The sequence below is a fragment of the Mammaliicoccus sp. P-M59 genome, from assembly GCF_022386135.1.
GTDB classification, from domain to species: Bacteria; Bacillota; Bacilli; order Staphylococcales; family Staphylococcaceae; genus Mammaliicoccus; species Mammaliicoccus sciuri_A.
This window is the reverse complement of sequence record NZ_JAJNJJ010000006.1, coordinates 21,332-39,620: the sequence shown is the minus strand read 5'-3', so window position 1 is coordinate 39,620 and position 18,289 is coordinate 21,332. Positions and strand designations below refer to the sequence as shown.

The 18,289-nt window shown below is 31.5% G+C and carries 18 protein-coding genes; 9 read left to right on the top strand and 9 right to left on the bottom strand.

Features of this window, described 5'->3' with window-relative positions:
- The first annotated feature begins 19 nt into the window (after positions 1-19).
- From LQ617_RS10020 to LQ617_RS09990, 7 genes are all read left to right on the top strand, one after another.
- Complete coding sequence (locus LQ617_RS10020; protein WP_239740256.1) at positions 20-2,725, top strand: tail fiber domain-containing protein; 2,706 nt, start codon at positions 20-22, stop codon at positions 2,723-2,725.
- A gap of 79 nt (positions 2,726-2,804) precedes the next feature.
- Entirely contained in the window at positions 2,805-3,206 is a 402-nt protein-coding gene (locus tag LQ617_RS10015) for a hypothetical protein (protein ID WP_239740255.1), read from the top strand.
- Positions 3,207-3,363: 157 nt separating this feature from the next.
- Positions 3,364-3,684, top strand: coding sequence for a phage holin (locus tag LQ617_RS10010; RefSeq protein WP_239740254.1), 321 nt, complete (start codon positions 3,364-3,366; stop codon positions 3,682-3,684).
- A gap of 42 nt (positions 3,685-3,726) precedes the next feature.
- The gene (locus LQ617_RS10005) at positions 3,727-5,511 is read left to right on the top strand and encodes an N-acetylmuramoyl-L-alanine amidase (protein WP_239740253.1); all 1,785 of its coding nucleotides are present in this window, start codon (positions 3,727-3,729) and stop codon (positions 5,509-5,511) included.
- Positions 5,512-5,571: 60 nt separating this feature from the next.
- The gene (locus LQ617_RS10000; protein WP_239740252.1) at positions 5,572-6,639 is read left to right on the top strand and encodes a hypothetical protein; all 1,068 of its coding nucleotides are present in this window, start codon (positions 5,572-5,574) and stop codon (positions 6,637-6,639) included.
- Between the two features lie 15 nt (positions 6,640-6,654).
- The gene (locus tag LQ617_RS09995; protein ID WP_239740251.1) at positions 6,655-6,975 is read left to right on the top strand and encodes a hypothetical protein; all 321 of its coding nucleotides are present in this window, start codon (positions 6,655-6,657) and stop codon (positions 6,973-6,975) included.
- A 1-nt stretch (position 6,976) separates the two neighbouring features.
- Positions 6,977-7,123, top strand: coding sequence for an XkdX family protein (locus LQ617_RS09990; RefSeq protein ID WP_239740426.1), 147 nt, complete (start codon positions 6,977-6,979; stop codon positions 7,121-7,123).
- A 178-nt stretch (positions 7,124-7,301) separates the two neighbouring features.
- On the opposite strand, the gene LQ617_RS09985 is transcribed toward LQ617_RS09990, so the two are convergent.
- Positions 7,302-7,511 (bottom strand): hypothetical protein, encoded by a 210-nt coding sequence (locus tag LQ617_RS09985; RefSeq protein WP_239740250.1) that lies wholly within the window; start codon positions 7,509-7,511, stop codon positions 7,302-7,304.
- Between the two features lie 208 nt (positions 7,512-7,719).
- Here LQ617_RS09985 and LQ617_RS09980 point away from each other — a divergent pair, with 208 nt between their 5' ends.
- Entirely contained in the window at positions 7,720-8,064 is a 345-nt protein-coding gene (locus LQ617_RS09980) for a helix-turn-helix domain-containing protein (RefSeq protein ID WP_239740249.1), read from the top strand.
- A 114-nt stretch (positions 8,065-8,178) separates the two neighbouring features.
- Here LQ617_RS09980 and LQ617_RS09975 read toward each other — a convergent pair whose 3' ends face one another.
- Both LQ617_RS09975 and LQ617_RS09970 read right to left on the bottom strand, forming a co-directional pair.
- Positions 8,179-8,376, bottom strand: a complete 198-nt coding sequence (locus tag LQ617_RS09975) for a hypothetical protein (RefSeq protein ID WP_239740248.1) — start codon at positions 8,374-8,376, stop codon at positions 8,179-8,181.
- A gap of 190 nt (positions 8,377-8,566) precedes the next feature.
- Positions 8,567-9,940 (bottom strand): bifunctional GNAT family N-acetyltransferase/carbon-nitrogen hydrolase family protein, encoded by a 1,374-nt coding sequence (locus LQ617_RS09970; RefSeq protein ID WP_239740247.1) that lies wholly within the window; start codon positions 9,938-9,940, stop codon positions 8,567-8,569.
- 104 nt (positions 9,941-10,044) lie between these two features.
- Between LQ617_RS09970 and LQ617_RS09965 the strand changes: the two genes are divergently transcribed.
- Positions 10,045-10,866 (top strand): RluA family pseudouridine synthase, encoded by an 822-nt coding sequence (locus LQ617_RS09965; protein WP_191836404.1) that lies wholly within the window; start codon positions 10,045-10,047, stop codon positions 10,864-10,866.
- A gap of 47 nt (positions 10,867-10,913) precedes the next feature.
- On the opposite strand, the gene LQ617_RS09960 is transcribed toward LQ617_RS09965, so the two are convergent.
- From LQ617_RS09960 to nagA, 6 genes are all read right to left on the bottom strand, one after another.
- A complete protein-coding gene (locus LQ617_RS09960; RefSeq protein WP_037589727.1) occupies positions 10,914-13,079 on the bottom strand; it encodes an RNA degradosome polyphosphate kinase in 2,166 nt (721 codons plus the stop codon).
- 71 nt (positions 13,080-13,150) lie between these two features.
- Positions 13,151-14,677, bottom strand: a complete 1,527-nt coding sequence (gene ppx / locus LQ617_RS09955; RefSeq protein WP_239740246.1) for an exopolyphosphatase — start codon at positions 14,675-14,677, stop codon at positions 13,151-13,153.
- An 89-nt stretch (positions 14,678-14,766) separates the two neighbouring features.
- On the bottom strand, positions 14,767-16,155 hold the full coding sequence (gene fumC, locus LQ617_RS09950; protein ID WP_107577221.1) for a class II fumarate hydratase: 1,389 nt from the start codon (positions 16,153-16,155) through the stop codon (positions 14,767-14,769).
- Positions 16,156-16,308: 153 nt separating this feature from the next.
- Positions 16,309-16,521 (bottom strand): SAS053 family DNA gyrase inhibitor, encoded by a 213-nt coding sequence (locus tag LQ617_RS09945; RefSeq protein ID WP_370688581.1) that lies wholly within the window; start codon positions 16,519-16,521, stop codon positions 16,309-16,311.
- Positions 16,460-17,059, bottom strand: a complete 600-nt coding sequence (locus LQ617_RS09940) for a 6-phosphogluconolactonase (protein WP_025904800.1) — start codon at positions 17,057-17,059, stop codon at positions 16,460-16,462. The genes LQ617_RS09945 and LQ617_RS09940 overlap by 62 nt, the downstream gene beginning before the upstream one ends.
- A 49-nt stretch (positions 17,060-17,108) precedes the next feature.
- The gene (gene nagA / locus LQ617_RS09935; RefSeq protein ID WP_025904799.1) at positions 17,109-18,260 is read right to left on the bottom strand and encodes an N-acetylglucosamine-6-phosphate deacetylase; all 1,152 of its coding nucleotides are present in this window, start codon (positions 18,258-18,260) and stop codon (positions 17,109-17,111) included.
- Between the last annotated feature and the right edge of the window lie 29 nt (positions 18,261-18,289).

Genomic DNA, 18,289 nt, shown 5'->3' with positions numbered 1-18,289 from the left:
TATAAGGAGTGTTTTTTTGATGACAAGTTTTGATAATACTTATGTTTTAAAGTTAGATGTAAAAGAACAACAGCCTAATCCAGTAGTTAGAATTGTTCAATTTGATTCTGTTTATTTAAACATTGAGCTATATGATGCAGGAAGAAAAATGGAATTAAAGAATGGTGAACGTTTTACAGTAAGCGTAGAACACGAAGAAACTGGTAAGCAAAGTACTGGTATGGCTAAATATGATGGTAAACAATTTGTTGTTTATGAATTAAGAAAAGCAGATATGGATGAAATTGGTACATATAAAGCTAGATTTGCTTCATACGAAAATAGAAATCGTGTAACTTCCCTACAGTTTAGATATGAAGTATATGAAGATTTAGAAGTTGTTGGAGACCCTAATGAGTTAACTATGCTGCAAGAACTATTCAATGAAGTAGAAGAAGTTGGAAGAGTTGCACAACGTCAAGGTGAATACGCAGAAGACAGAGGAGATTACGCTAACGCAGCTGGTGACTATGCTAATACTGCTGGTGATTCTCAAATTATGAACTGGGTTCCTTATGTTAGAACTTTAGCTGAGCGTAGTGAAAGATACCCTAACCCTGAAAATGGTTATACTGTATATGTAATAGATGAAAACAAAGTATTTAGATATGACGGTATAGATGCATTAGACTGGGAAGCTATTTCTGGCTATGATACTTCGGTAATTCAAGATTTATATAACACCAAAGAAGATAAGGTAGTTGTAAAAGCAATTACAGATGCTATCAAAGCTGATTTAGCTGCATTAACTATCGGTGGTAGAAACTTATTATCTGGCACAGAATTAAATGATGCGTTATCTTTTAGAAGTGCCACGAACAAATATTCTATCGCTACAAATTTAGGAGCTAAAACACTAACTATTGCCCCTACTACTGATTATACATCTGGAAGTGCATACACTTTCCAACTTGAGAAAGATATAGAAAAAGGAAGCTATGTTAACCTATCATTTGTTGCTAAACCTCAAGCTAACGATGGAACATTGAAATTTAAAATAGGTAACGGTACATATTCTGAACCAATTGCTTTAGGTAATGCTTCAGACACTTATCAAACATTCACTGTATCTACTAAAGCTGACCACACTTCTGGAGGAACTGCAATATATATAGAACAAACTAAAGGTTTATTATTTAGAGCGGATTCAATTAAAGTTGAACAAGGCAACCGCCCTACTGCTTGGTCTCCTTCATATGAAGATTTATATAAACGTATTAAAACAGTAAGAGATATTGTTGATAGTAACGTATCTAGGATTAATGCTTTAGAAGTTGAAATGAATACTAATGTAGTTAAAAAGTTGGTATATGCAGCAGACAAGTCTAAAAATGAAGAAAGATTCTCTCAAATAACTCAAACTGCTGATGGTTTATCTAGCTTAGTGAGTAAAAAAGTTGATGGTAAAACTGTTAAATCATGGATTAACCAATCTGCTGAAAGTATTAAAATTAAAGCTTCAAGTATTGATTTTGATGGAGCTGTAGTATTTAAAAACAAGAATGGTTCCCCTGACCCTAACGCTTATGTAAAAATTAACGGTGGAGAATTAACTTCTAGAGGATACTATACTCGTAAATGGCGCGATGGAAAGAATCGTAATAGAAATCAAATCATACAAATGACTGATGGTATGTTAAGGATTTCTGACCCTCAAGGTGATTTAATTGACCATAAAGTATATGGCTATGATTATGTAAATGATACTAGAAAAGATGGCACTAAGGTCAAAAACACATATCGCTCACTATATTATACATCTGACGGTATTTCTACGTTCAGAGATGGCTCTGGTAAATCATTTGACCCTAAAGGTAGAGTAGTTTCTTCAGGAACTATAGAGTTCTTCTCACATGCTTACTCTAATGGTCGTGGATTAACGTTGTACTCAGCTGGCGGAGCAATTGGTCTTCAAGCTTCTGGTAATGCTATACACATAGATGCGGCTGCAAAAGTATATACACGTTCTAGAAAAAATGATATAAGATTTAGACCACATGAAAATATCAGAAACGGTAAAAACGAGTTTCAAATGGGTGTATCTGAAAACAACACTGGTAGATTTGTATATGGTGACATCAGTAAAAACTTAGGTGCTGGTTTCAGAATTAGTAAATCATCTAAAGATAAAACTATTTGGGGTATAGAAGCTAACGGAACTGCCTCAAGCAAAGTCACACTAAACATTGGAGCAATCAAGTCAGATAATATTACAACTAGAAATGGAAAAAAACAAGTATATTGGAATGCTTCAGGTGGTGGCTCATTATCAGCTAAAACAGCTTTGCAAGCAGACGGTGTAAGAACAAACGCAACTAACTTCTATATCGGTGTTGCTGGAGAAGTTCGTATTACAAACAAAAAGGGTTATAACTACGGTAAAACTATTGGATACTTACCTATTAAAGCTAGTAAATTCAACACTGTATCAAGTCGTAAGTATAAATCTAATATTCAAGATTTAGAAATTGATACTTTAGACATTCTTAAGAAAACAGATATCAAACAATACAATTTAAACACTGATATAGACAACGGAATCAATAAAACTAAGTATGGAGTTATCTTAGAAGATACTCCAGAAGTATTACACGAAGGAGATGCTATAGATATATATGGTATGGTATCTATCCTTTGGGATGTAGTTAAAAAACAACAAGCTCAAATTGAAGAATTAACTAAATAATAATTATTTAATAAGCACAAAGACACCACTCTCTCGGTGTCTTTTTATATATATCCAAAATCACAAGGAGGATACCTATGTGCAAAATTTAGAGGTTAGAATTGACAACGTAGAAGATGACATAAAAGAAATTAATATGGATTTAAGAGAAATAAAGAAAGATATCCAAGAGCAAGATAATAAATTTGAAAAAAGAATTGATGAAAAATTCAAGGAGTTTGAGGCGAAGCTAGATAGGAGTGAAGTTTCTCAAAATATTAGGACTGAAAAAACATTAGATGCATTAGCCTCAATCAAAGACAGTCTGCATAGCCAAGAGATAACTAACCTCAATTTAAAAAACTCAATTAATGCAATGGAGAGAGACAGAAAAGAAGAAAAACAAGAAAGAAACAAACTTAAATGGGGAGTATATGGAATGGGTTTCACGCTTGGTGGAACACTAATTTGGTCATTTATTAGAATACAATTTGGCTTATAAAATAAGCTCCCACTTATGAAAGGCGGTGTTCTTTTATGATGAAAATTCTAGGAGTCTCTTTCTGGGAATGTTTCTGGTTTGGAAAATGTAAATAGTTTAATGGGTAGGGTTATCCCCTACCTTTTTATTTCTAATCAAATTTAAGGAGAATGAATAAATGAAAAATTTAGATGCAGGTTCAATTACAAGATTAATAGTTTTAATTATCGCTTTAGTAAACTCAGGTTTAGCTATGGCAGGATATAATCCTCTGCCTATTGACGAGGATGCTTTATACAACTTTATCTCTATGGTATTTGTAGGTGTTGCTTCATGGATTGGTTGGTATAAACATAATGCTACATCACAAGAAGGAAAATGGGCTAAACAAAAATTAGATAAGTACAAGGCTGAAAAGAAATATGCTAAAGCTACTGGTCAACCTATTAATCCTAATCAAAATGAAGAATCACATGAAGAAATCGGAGGCAACCTTTAATTAGGTTGTCTTTTTTTATTTAAAATTTTAAGGAGGATATAAATGGCAAAAACTCAAAAACAAGCAATTGCTTATTTAAAAAAACAAATTGGTAGAAAAATAGATTATGACGGCTGGTACGGATTTCAGTGTTTTGACCAAGCTAACGACTATTGGCACTACTTATTTGGTCATGGTTTACAAGGTGGAAGCGCAGTAGATATACCTACTAATGCAACAAACAAAGAGTACTTCAAAAAAGAAGCTACTATACATAAAAATACACCTTCCTTCTTAGCTAAAGGTGGGGATTTAGTTATCTTCCCTAACACATATGGTGAAGGACATGGACATGTTGCTGGTGTATTATCTGCTACTCTCACAGAATTAGTATTAGTAGAAGCTAACTGGCTTGGCGGAGGCTGGGATGGTGTTAAAGCACAAGGTGGTACAGGTTGGGAACCAACTACCAAACGAGTACATGCTTATGACCCTAATATGATTTTCATACGCCCTAAATTTGCTAAGAGCACAGTAACTAACGTAGTGACTGAAGCTGCTAAGAAAGTAGTTAGCGCAGTTAAACCTTCGAATAAAATGCGTATTTTATTAGTCGCTGGTCACGGAAAAGGATACATGAGTAACGACTCTGGAGCTGTTGGTAACGGTACAAACGAGCGTGATTTCATTAGAAAGAACGTTGTTCCTAACGTTGGTAAGTATTTGAAAGCTGCTGGTCACACAGTTGATTACTATGGTGGTGCTAGTATGGGACAAGACTTATACCAAGACACTGCTTACGGATATAATACTGGCGATACTACTAAGTATGGTTTGTATTGGGTTAAGAGACAAAAATATGATGCTATTATTGAGTTCCACTTAGACGCTGCTTCCCCTGCTGCTTCAGGTGGTCACGTTATTATAGGTACTGGATTAGCTGCTGATTCTATAGACAAAGGTATTCAGAAAGCAATAGTTAAGCATGTAGGACAAATTAGACCAATAGACCCACGTAACAACTTATTGAATGTGAATGTTGCTAAACAATTAAATCTTAACTACAGATTAGTTGAATTAGGTTTCATTACTTCTAAGAAAGATATGGACTACATTAAAAAGAACATACAAGCATATACAAAAGATATTGCTCAAGCTATTTCAGGTGGAACAATTGTACCTAAGGAAAATAAACCTACTCCTAAACCTCAAAGTAAGCCTAAACCATCAACAAAACCTTCTACTAATAACATTAAAATTGGCTCTCTTCCACCTACTACACTTAAAAATCAAAAAGATTTCTATTTTAAAGCTCAAGTTAGAGATGGGTTAACTGTATGTGAGTACAAAAATGGTGAATATAAATTAACTAACATGGAATACACTAAAGGTCACAAAGACTTCAGAGTATTTGAAATTAAAAATGGTTGGTGCCGCATCTACTCTAATACATCTAACTTATGGGTATGGAGAGAAAGATTAATTATTTATGAATTAGGTAAAACATCTAGTAAACCAAAACCTAAAACATCTTGGGCATGGGAAGGAATCTTCACTTGCAATATTAATTCTATCAAAGTAAGACGTACTTTAGACTTAGATAGTAAGACTAATATAGTTGATAGTGGTTCATGGATATACAATAAGCAATACATTAAATTTGTTGAATTACATAAAGTGGTTCGTAAATCTGATGGTGTAAAATTCTGGATGGGGAAATTTAAATACGAATCAAACCCTGCCGCTGGATATTTCTATGCTGCTCTTGGTGAAGTGACAGATAAACAAGAGAAGTTTGAAAAAGAAAAGAAATTATATGGTACTGCAAAAGTAACTAAAAAGAAATAATTATTGAGGGGTCTATCCCCTCTTTTCATATAAAAATTAATTGTAGAAAGAGTGATGCATTTGGCAATTACAAGTGTAAACAATATTAACTATGTAGACTTCGCTAAAGTAAATTCTATACAAATGAAACAAGGAGACAAGACTCCTATTGCTATTAAATTACAGCAAGTAAACACTTCAATTAGACGAGATGCTGAATTAAGTGAGCAAGAAACAACTGCAACCATTTATTTATCTGATATGAAAACTAGAAAAGTAATATATAGAGATGAGTTTGAAGTTAAGCTAGGAACAGTAACATTAGTTATTAATAGTGTTTTACCTGTAGGCTCATATAATTTAGAGATTGATTACAATGGTAAGAAATACCCATCTGATAATAGTTTTAATATTGTTATTAACCATTCTGCCACAGTTGCTTCTGAAGATATCATAAAACTCGATAATTTAGAAATTATTGAGGGTAAAATTTTAGATAGAGTAGATGAAGCCTTAACAGGTGAAACTATAAAGAATATGGTAAATAACACAATAAATGAAAATGTAATGGATATTCTAGATGATGGATATAAAGAACAACTTAATCAAGAAGTTATTAATCATTTCAGTAGTAATATAGAGCAATATAGGGGTGAGCGTGGCTTACAGGGTATTCAGGGTGAACGTGGACAAGATGGCAAGAATGCATATGAATTAGCTAAAGAAAACGGTTATATGGGTTCACTATCTGAATGGATTGATTCACTTAAAGGTCAAAAAGGAGATGCAGGTGAAATTAATGTAAAAGATAGTGGAAAAATACCTCTTGTCTTAAGTAATGGTGCAGTTGATAACAAGCAATCCTATAATGATATAACACATTACAGAGTAATTGAAATTGGTAATATAAAACAAGTGATAGTGTATGGCAACGTCAAAAATCTTACGGATGCAATTTCCTCGCATATTGGAGATTTACCTAGTAATATTGCTCCAACTAAAACCATCAGGACGTTTGGTGGTATAGATTTAACTACTAGAGAAGTAGTAACTGCACAAGTATTATTAACTGGAAAATTAGTACTTTTTAAACAAAGTTTATTTAAACCTGAATACCCAGTAGAATTTAACTTTAGCTATTTTATTTAATGGAGGCTATAAAATATGTACAAACAAATATTTAACAAAGCAAATGGTGCACCGAAACTCATAGAGTCTGAGTATTTCGACAAAGAGCAATTTACAGATATACAGCCACCTAATGGTCTGTATCAGCCCATACATTTTGATGGTGATAAATGGATAGGAACACAATATGATGAATGGATAAAGCTTCAGCCAAAAGAAGATGTTGAATTAATACCTGATAAAAAAGATGAGATTATTGCTAACTTGTCAATTCAAGTATTAGAAACAGAAACTAAAATATCATCTCTACAAGAAGATGTTGCAAACTTAACAATACAATTATTGGAGCGTGAATAAAATGAGAAATATCGGTATTAAATATTACAAGATGGGACTTTATAGTAATGAACAATTTGCGTTGTTTGTAAAACGTGGTTATGTAACTCCAGAAGAATATTTAGAGCTTACAGGTGTAGAATATAATGAAGAAACAGCGAAAGCATAAGAAACACTACTCATAAAAAGCTATTTACCTCTTACATATTAATTATGTAAGAGGTCATTTTTTTATGTTCTATTTTTGACAAAAATTAACCTCTCCTACTACTATTCCCGATAAAGTAAGAGAGGTATTACGTGGTTATTCCTTCGTCATTCATATTATATTTTATTGTTCATTCCTTTTATTTAATAATTTGTAAAGCCCTTGTCGCAGTTTTTTCTGGTTCTAACACTCCTATATCGATAATATCTGTTATTTTTATAGTTTTACAATCACTATCAGTTCTAACCATTAAAATCACCTCATTAACATCTATTAAATTATTAAAAATAGATTTAATCTCTTCTGTAACGTTCTCTACTGCACCAACAACATGAATACTTGTGTCCAAATACTTGTTCCTCCAATTAATTTATTTTTTGGATATTGCTTATATTTGTTATGAGTGTTGTAGTATAATTAATTATTAATGTGTCTAAAAACATTATACAAACAACATACTAGTCTAACAATATCTAATACGATATTACATTTATTAATTTTAATATAAAATTCGATATCAGTCAACTACATAATTTTAAAAAGGGGTAAATTATCTTATGAATGTACTATTTGATAATATTAAAAGCTTAGCAGACAAAAACAACATGACTATAAAGGATGTCGAGAAATTAACTGGACTTACTAATGGTCAAATAGGAAAATGGAAATCATCTAAACCTAATATTTATAAAGTACAATTAGTTGCACAGTATTTTGGGGTGAGTATTGATTCATTACTATCTCCAAACAAAGCTGATTTTAATAACACAATAGATTTCACAGTAATCGATTTAAAAAATGTAGACGGTTACATGAACCTTAATCTTAGTCAACGTGAACAACTTAAACAAGACTTGTTAGATTACTTAAGCTATAAAATTTATAAAGCATTGAATAAATAAATATCTTTGAATATTATAAAACAGATGTAATTATAATTCCACTAAATTTTACTATTTATTTTAAAATGAAAATTTAAAATTACAATTATATACATAAGTTCAATTAAGTTCCGTTCAATTATTTTCTTTGTAAACTAGTTGTTCGGAATTTTTAACTATATTTATTTTCACTTTTCCTTTTAAAATTGAACTACCTCCATCATGTCTTCTAATACAAATAACACCATCAGTTATATTATCTTTTAATAGATTTTGAACCTCTTTCATAGTGAAATTTTCTTCCCCTTCTATTGCTATGTTGTATTTATACATATGAACATCTCCCAACAATTTATACGAACGTGTGTTCGCTTATTTATATTTATATGATAAACCAATAGTTAGATATATGTCAACAAATAGTTGTCAAACTAAGATGAATAATATAGTTAATTATTAATTATTTAAAAATGAGCAAAAAAAATACAACGTCTATACGTTGATACGAAAGGGTTAATTGATATTATGGTATGTATAGAAATAGGTCACACATGCGATACTGGATATCCATATTCTCAGTTTGTGGCAAGTTACCGCATGTTCCTGAAGTTACTGTGTAAACTTGGTTTTCTATAGCGCGTGCCATACAACAATATTTTACACGTAAATAACTTTGTCTATCTTCTGTTGAGAATGGTGTAAATATAATTTTTGCACCTTTTTCCATTGCGATTCTAGCCATTTCAGGAAATTCACTATCGTAACAAATTTGAATCGCAATTTTACCACAATCAGTATCGAATACTTCAACGCCATTACCAGGTGATACACCCCACCATTTTCTTTCATTTGGTGTTACATGGATTTTATATTGTTTTTCGATAGAGCCATCTCGTCTAAATAAATATGAAATATTATAAATATCTTCACCTTCTTCAACGAAATGAGAACCACCAATAATGTTGATGTTATATTTCATCGCAAACTGATTGAACATCTCAATATATTGTGATGTGTAAGTAGTTAATTTTCTAATAGATTCTGCCGGATTACTTTGTTCATCAAAGCTCATTAATTGCGTCGTCAACAATTCTGGAAAGACGATAAAATCACTATCCGCATCGTATGCAACGTCAATAAAGTATTCAATTTGGTTTGCAAACTCTTCAAATGAATTAATTTTACGCATCATATAGTTTACTGTACATATTCTTACAGGTTCACTTGTTTTAAAATGAACATTACTTCTCGCTATGTAATCAGGATTATTCCATTCCATCAAAGTAGCAAATTTCATACTTTTAACATCATCATTTAAATAATTTGGATTAATACGCATTAACGTAAAATCATTCATCAATTGAAATGTTAATACTGGATCTTTAATACGATGTTTAATAACACCTTGTACGTATTCACGTGGTGTTAATTCATCACTATATTGATGATAGTTTGGAATTCTACCGCCTATAATGATACTCTTTAAATTTAATTCATAAGCAATTTCTCTACGAGCTTCATACAGTCTTGCGCCAACTTTCATCCCTCTATAATCAGGATGAACCATAACTTCAATACCATATAAATTGTGACCGTGATCATTATGGTTTGTAATATAACCATTATTCGTAATACTATCCCAAGTATGTTTATCATCATATTCATCAAAATTGATGATAAGAGAAGAACATGAACCTATAATTTCACCTTCAAATTCTACAACAATTTGTCCTCTCGGAAACATTCTTAAGTGACTTTCAAGATGACCTCTTTCCCACGGTTCCATCCCTGGAAAACATTTAGACTGTAATTCAATAACTTCATCAATATCATCAAAAGTCATCTGTCTAGTATTAATACTAACGTTAAATTCATTATTATCGATTGATTTTGACATGAAACATACTCCTTATCTCTTTTTCTTGTTATAATAATTATAACTTATTTTTTGTTATAATATAATTTTTCCCGATTTTGAGAGAAATATTCCTGGAGGACGCTATGCAAATTACAATACCATCAAAATTTGAAGGTCAAACAATCGAAGAGATGTTTAAATCTTTACATCTACCAAAGAAAGAACTTCACCTTTTAAGAATGTCAAAAGAACTTACGATAAATGACGAAGCATGTACATTAAGAGATACAGTAAATGCCGGAGATAAACTCAATATCCCATTATTTGACGAAACAAGCCAATATGTTTCTAGTTACCGATTAGCTGAAATTAAATACGAAGATGAATACTTAGCAATTGTCGTTAAACCTAAAGGTGTAAAGACACATCCAAACGATTTAAAAGAAGCAAACACACTTATGAATCACGTAATCTATACGTTAGATTCAGACTATGCTGAACCTGTTCATAGACTTGACCAAGAAACTGTTGGATTATTGTTAGTCGCAAAACACCCTATCGCTAAAAAAATACTAGATCGTATGTTAGAAGATAGAGAAATTACAAGAACATATAAAGCACAAGTTGATAGTTTATTACCACTTAAACCACAAACAATTGATATGCCAATAGGTAAAGACAAGTTCCATCCAAACAAAAGACGTGTATCACCTACAGGTCAACGTGCAATCACACATATACTTGAAAGTCATATGATTGATGAACATACGGCAGAAGTAGAATTAAAATTAGATACGGGTAGAACACACCAAATCCGTGTCCACCTTGCAGAAATTGGACATCCAGTTGTTGGTGACCCACTCTATAACAATAGTAAACTGAGAAAATTAAAATTACACAGCTATAAAATAGAATTCGAACATCCATTTAAAGATGAAATGATTTCAGTTACGTTAGACGATTAAATAACGCGAAAAGCCAACAAAGCTTTAACTTTGTTGGCTTTTTCTATTTATCGCTTTAATCTTTCTTTAAATTTATTAATTAAGTTACTTCTTTTACTCGTTACAGGTCTCCCTATATTTAAGTGAGACTTTCTCATTTCTTTCCCTGCTAACATTGCCTCATCCATTAACATTTCTTGTGAGTTCATATGTTTATTCCCTGCATCATTGTATTGATATACACCTTCATTATTTTGAATACGTCCTTTTAATCCATCATTGAGTTGTAAATCAACTATACCTTTTAAACGTTTAACTAAATTAGGATCTAATACTGGGAATAATATTTCTACACGTTTAATCATATTTCTTGTCATCATATCAGCTGAAGAAAGATACATTTTTTCTTGTCCATTATGGTAGAAATAATAGATTCTTGAGTGTTCTAAAAATCGACCTACAATACTGATGACTTCGATATTCTCACTTACACCTTTAATACCTGGTTTAAGACAACAAATACCACGAATAATCAGTTTGATTTTAACACCACATTGTGATGCTTCAAATAATTTTTTAATTACTTTTTTATCTGTTAACGAATTCATTTTAGCGATAATGAGACCATTACCATGTTCTTTATGAGACTTCATTTCTTGTTCAATATGTTCAACAAAGAAATCTCGTATTTCAAATGGTGCGACGATTAGCTCATTATAATCAGGCTTTAATGAATAACCACTTAAATAATTAAAGAAGTTAATCGCATCTTGCCCTATTTTTGGGTTTGTCGTAATAATACCCATATCTGTATATATTTTAGCCGTCTTATCATTGTAATTTCCTGTTCCTAAATGAACGAAAGGTGTCACTTTTCCTTTAACTTTCTTAATAACTAGCGTAATTTTACTATGTGTTTTAAGGAATGTCATACCATATATAACATTACAGCCTGCATCCTCCAACATTCTCGCCCACTGAACATTGTTTTCTTCATCAAAACGCGCTTTTAATTCAACAAGTACTGTTACTTGTTTACCATTTTCAGCTGCATTTTTTAAAGCCTGAATGATCGGTGAATCACTACTCACACGGTAAAGTGTTTGCTTAATAGCAAGTGTATCTGGATCTTCTGAAGCTTCTTTTATAAATTCAACAATCGGCTCAAAAGATTCATATGGATGATGGAAAAATACATCTCTTTCCAATGCTAATTCAAAAACATTATTTTTACTTAATGAGGAAGGTAATTGTGGTGTATAAGGTTTAAATAATAGTTCTGGGAATAAATCTTCTAATTGTCCTACAAGAGAGAATAACACTGTTAAATCTAGTGGACCATTAACTCTGTATATATCTTCATTTGATAACTCAAGTTCATTCATTAAGAAAATACTCTTCACTTCTGAATCTATATGTCTACTATCAATTTCAAGTCGTACTGCTGCACCACTTTTTCTTTCTTTTAAAAATCGTTCTATTTCTATTAATAAATCTTCTGCACCTTCTTCATGAATTGTTAAATCTGCATTTCTTGTCACCCTAAATGTGTACGTATTAATCATTTCATATCCCTTAAATAATTGTTCTATAAATAATGAAATGACATCTTCAAGAAATACAATATATTTAACGCCTTCATGTTCTAACTTAATAATTCTATCTAATAATGTTGGAACGGGTACGATTGCCGATCTAATTTCACCATCATTTAACCTAATATCTACAAACAAATTCAACATTTTATTATTTAATTTTGGGAATGGCCTGTATGCATCTATCCCTAACGGTGAAAGTGTTGGTAATATTTCAGTGTTAAATTGATGCTGAAGTTGCTCAATTAAAGGTTCTGGCAATCTTTCTGGTTGTGTAATAAATATTTTATAGCTCTTTAACAAATCTTTTAATTCATTAAATCGTTTATATTGAAGCTCGACGTTCACTCTATTTTTCTTTTCAATGCCGATAAGTTGTTCTTTAGGTGTCAATTGCGCTTTATTCTCTGGTTCATTAAAATTCATCTTAACTTGGTCTTTCAACCCCGCTACTCTAACCATAAAAAATTCATCTAAATTAGAACTATGAATTGCTAAAAATTTCAACTGTTCTAATAAAGGATTGTTAGGATCAATTGCTTCCTCAAGAACACGATAATTAAAGTCTAGCCAACTTAATTCTCGGTTGTTGTAATATTCTGGATTGTCTAAATAAAATTGTTCCGCTTGTGCTTCCATAATTATCTCACCCTTTACAAATTTCCAATCAAGATTATAAAATCACACTACTTCATTTAAACGTAAGTTTATTAATCTTGTGTAAATATAATATTAAGTTTTTTCGGTAGTAACTTTTCTAAATGTTTTTTCTGTCTATCAGATTGATATTCTTCGGCGATTGGGTCTGTAACATATTTGGCTCTTAATTCAAATTCATTTTTCTTTTCAATTAATGCCATTGATTCGATGCAATCGGTATTGGAAACATTTAAAGCATGGGCAAACTTAATGATGCCACCAAGCTTTTGAATAAGTTCGATTTCTTCATCATCAAACCAAGGCGTCCCCTTTATATAAAACTTTAATAACGTCTTGTTTTTAAAACTTGCCAAAAGTGCTAATTTAACCCTTTCTTTATGCGATAAGCCATTAATACTTGAATTGGCTATAATATAATACGTATGTTGTGAACTAGAATCTGCATCAATAAATGAACCTAAATAATATAAATATGCCGCTTGTTTAAATATTTCTCTATCTTCTTTTGAAATTTTGAAACTAGTGATTTCTTCTAATTTGTTTAACAAATCTTCAGCTAATTTCATGCGCTGTTTACCGTTTGAAGCATTGATATTATATTCATTTGCTATATGTTTTAATGCATCACTTGTGACATTATTTTTATTAAATGCCTTTGGAAATTCTTCTTTAATTCTTGTCATCACTAAACCTTCACGTAGACCTTTTCTTGAGAACGTAAAACGTTTTGCATCTGAGATATCGTATAATGTATTAAAAACAATAGAACTAGGTAAAATGATATCTGTACGGTCTCTACTTAATCCATCTAAATCTTTTAATTCATTTTTATCAGATTTTTTCAAGACATCAAACACTTCTTCAAGCCCTTTTTTAGTCATGTCATACCCATGTACACCTGCAATTGGATAGTTATTTAATGACTGATGTATACGCGCATTATTTCGGGCAGATCCACCAATTCCAATAATAGGAACGTTTTTATCTTTTATCCATTTTTCAGATGCAAACTGTTCTTTAACATACTTCTCACATTTTTTTATCGCATTTTTATCATTATGATCTTTATCAGCGAAAAACATTTTCTCTAAAGTTACAACACCAAAAGGAAAACTTATTGCCTCTTTTAACTTTTTATCTTCAAAATAAGTAATTTCTGTTGAACCACCACCTATATCAACTGTAATACCATTATTTATATTTAAAGTATGTGTTGCTGCATAAAATCCGTAAAACGCCTCATCTTGTTCTGGAATAATTTCAATATCAAGATTCGTTTTGTCTTTTACACTTTTAATAATTTCATTTATATTTTTAGATTGTCTTACTGCTGCTGTAGCTGAAGGGACAAGTTCTTCCACTTGAAATTTTTCGGCAACTTTTTTAAAACTATTTAAAGTTTCTACTAAAATATTGATTCCATCTTTATTCATTGTTTTATCTTCTTCTAAATATTGACTCAAACGTGCTGGTGTTTTAACGTTTTGTAGTTCATTTAAGCCTGTATCTTTAGAGTATTCAAAAATAACAAGTCTTATAGTATTGGAACCTATATCTATTAATCCTAATCTCTTCATAAATTGCCTCCAAAGTTATATTTTGATACAGAAAAAGGTGCCTATAGCACCTTTTTTCTGTTCTTTATATTTGTGTCTTAAAGCTGCTATTATTTTTTAGAGCTTATCATATCTTCTGGTTTAATCCACTCATCGAATTGTTCTTCAGTTAGAAGTCCAGATTCAATTGCAGATTCTTTTAATGTTAATCCGTTTTTATGAGCATTTTTTGCGATTGCTGCTGCATTTTCATATCCAATATGTGGATTTAACGCAGTAACAAGCATCAATGATTGATTTAAATATTTATCGATATTTTCTTCAATAGGTTCTATTCCAACTGCACAGTTGTTATTAAATGTTTCAATACCATCTGTTAATAAATAAATAGATTGTAATGTATTGTATAAAATAACTGGTTTAAATACATTTAATTCAAAGTTACCTTGTGATGCTGCTATACCAACTGCTGCATCATTACCTAATACTTGAACAGCAACCATTGTTAACATTTCACATTGAGTTGGGTTTACTTTACCTGGCATGATTGATGAACCTGGTTCGTTCTCTGGAATTGAGATTTCAGCTAATCCAGCTCTTGGGCCAGAAGCTAACCATCTTACATCATTCGCAATCTTCATTAAGTCACTTGCTAATGCTTTAAGTGCGCCATGAACATAAACAACTTCATCATGAGCAGTTAATGCATGGAATTTATTTTCAGATGATACAAATGGATAGCCTAATTGTTCGCTAATTTGTTTAGCCACTTTATCGCCGAATTCTGGATGTGCGTTGATACCAGTACCAACTGCTGTACCACCAATTGCTAAGTTTAATAATTGACCTTTAGATTCATTTAATAATGATTCACATTTATCTAACATATATCTCCAACCACTAACTTCTTGACCTAAAGTTAAAGGTGTTGCATCTTGTAAATGTGTTCTACCGATTTTAATAATATCTTTGAAATCTTCTTCTTTTTTCTTAAATGTATCTCTTAACGTACCAATTGCTGGTAATAATTTAGATTCAATTTCATGATATAAAGCAACATGCATTGCAGTTGGATATGTATCATTTGAACTTTGAGACATATTAACATGATCATTTGGATGAACGGACTCTTCTGAACCTTTTTCTTTCAAGTATTCATTTGCAACGTAGCTCACAACTTCGTTCACGTTCATATTACTTTGTGTACCACTACCTGTTTGCCAAACTACTAGAGGAAAATGTTCATCTAAGTTTCCATTTAAAATTTCATCAGTAGCATATACAATGGCATCTTTCTTATCATCAGATAATTTACCAAGTTCATGATTTGAAATTGCTGCTGCTCTTTTTAAATGTGCAAATCCATAAATCACTTCAATTGGCATTTGTTCTTTACCTACTGGGAAATTCTGTTTACTTCTTTGTGTTTGTGCTTTCCAATATTTCTCACTTGGAACTTTAATTTCACCAAATGTATCATGTTCAATTCTGTAACTCATTTCAATACTCCCCTTTATTTCTTGAATTCATCATTCTTTATTCATCTCTATTATATCGTATAAAGAAAGCGATTTAAACTCTCAGTTGTCAGATAATTTAAATTAACGAAAAAAAAGAGACTGAGACATTACATTATGTCCCAGACTCGTTTTTTAAGATTCTTGTTCAGATTTCTTTTCTTCAAAAGCTTCATCATTTTGTTCTGATATTTGTTCCATTTCTTTACCTAGTTCTTTAACATCTTCTAGGTCTTGAACCATTTCATTTTCTTCTTCTAGATTTTTATTCAAATTTCTCACCTTCTTATGAAAATTGAATTGAGAAGTAAGATCTAACGTCTTCAGGTAACCCTTGTGCCGCTTCATTATCTAATACAACTGTTACCATTCTATGTTGTTTTAATTTAGCGGATTCAACAGAACCATTTGCAGGTTCTTGATATAACTGACTTACTGCTTTAGCTTTTTCTTTACCAGTGACAAGTACGATAACTTCTCTTGCTGGATGAATTGCTTGGTCATAGTCTAATCCAGTTCTGCTATCTTCAGTTAAAGTGACAACATCTAACATCAATTTGTTTTTCTTTTTATCAGTATTCACTTTTTCTTTAATAAATGCTTCAACATCACTACCGACATCAGTTTTTAATACTTGTTTAGCAGGAACACCTAATTCTGTGTAATAATCTTCTTTACCATCAAAGTCTAAAATATGAATTTGACTGAAGTTCACAGGATTTTTCTTAACATCATCTAATAATTCATCGAAAAATGATGTTTGCTCTGCTTCTAAATGTACGCCGACAACTGAAGTGCTGTCTGAATTAAATTGTTTGCGAACTACATCTGCAGCATATCGTGCAGCAATATCTTTTGTTTCAAATACTTTAAAGTTTAAAGCCATTTTGTCCACTCCTCATTTCAACTTGTCTATTTACAAAAATTCATAACCTTTAGTCATTATCTATAATATACCCTTTTTTAATAGTAGTTAAAACATTTAATTCTGAATCAGCTATAACAAGATCTGCTTGTTTTCCAACTTTAATTGAGCCAATTCTATCATCAACTTTCAATCGAATAGCTTGGTTTAAACTAGCAGTACGCCATGCTTCTTCAAGCGGTATATTTGCAAAGTCCATTAAATTTTTTAAGCCTTTATTCATAAGTAATATACTTCCTGCAAGTGAACCAGTTTCTAATCTTGCTTCGTTATTTTTAACAAATACATCTTGACCACCAAGATCATATTTACCATCTTTCATGCCTTTTGCACGCATTGCATCAGTAATTATGCAGAAATTCTCATTTCCTTTAGCAAGGTATGCTAATTTAACTGCAGCAGGATGAGAATGAATGCCATCAACAATAACTTCTGTTGTTAATCTTTCATCAGTCAGAGCAGCACCAAATACGCCTGGTTCTCTATGTGTAAATGTTGTTTGTGCATTATATAAATGTGTAATATGCTTAAGACCATTTTGAACTGCTTTTTCAATACCATCGTAATCAGATACGGTATGTCCTGCTGAAAAAATAACATCTTCATGAAGTGCTTTAATAACTTCCTCTGCACCTTCAACTTCTGGCGCAATTGTCACTATTTTAATCGCGCCATTTGCTTTTTCTTGAAAATCTTTGAATTTTTGTACTGTAGGTCTTGCAACAAATGCGGGATTTTGAGCACCAACTTTATGTTCTGAAATAAAAGGACCTTCTAAATGTACACCAAGTATTTCAGCACGTTTATCATCTATCGGTTTATAGTTTGCAACATTTTCTAATGCAGCATTGATGGCTTCAGTTGATTGCGTCATTGTTGTGGCTAAAAAGCTAGTCGTACCTTCAGATAATAATTTCTCAGATAATAAATTCAATGTTTCTGGTGTTGCATCCATTGCATCTTGGCCATAACCACCATGAATATGTATATCAATAAATCCCGGAAGTACGTGTTGACCATTCGCATCAATCGTTTGTAATGTACCTGTATATTCCCCTTCTTGTATATCGTGAATACATCCATTACGCACTTCGATATAGCCATGATCAATTTTATATGTTTCAGTATAAATTTGTGCATTTTTCAAAATATAATTATCCATATCAATGTCTCCTTAAAAATGTATTTAAT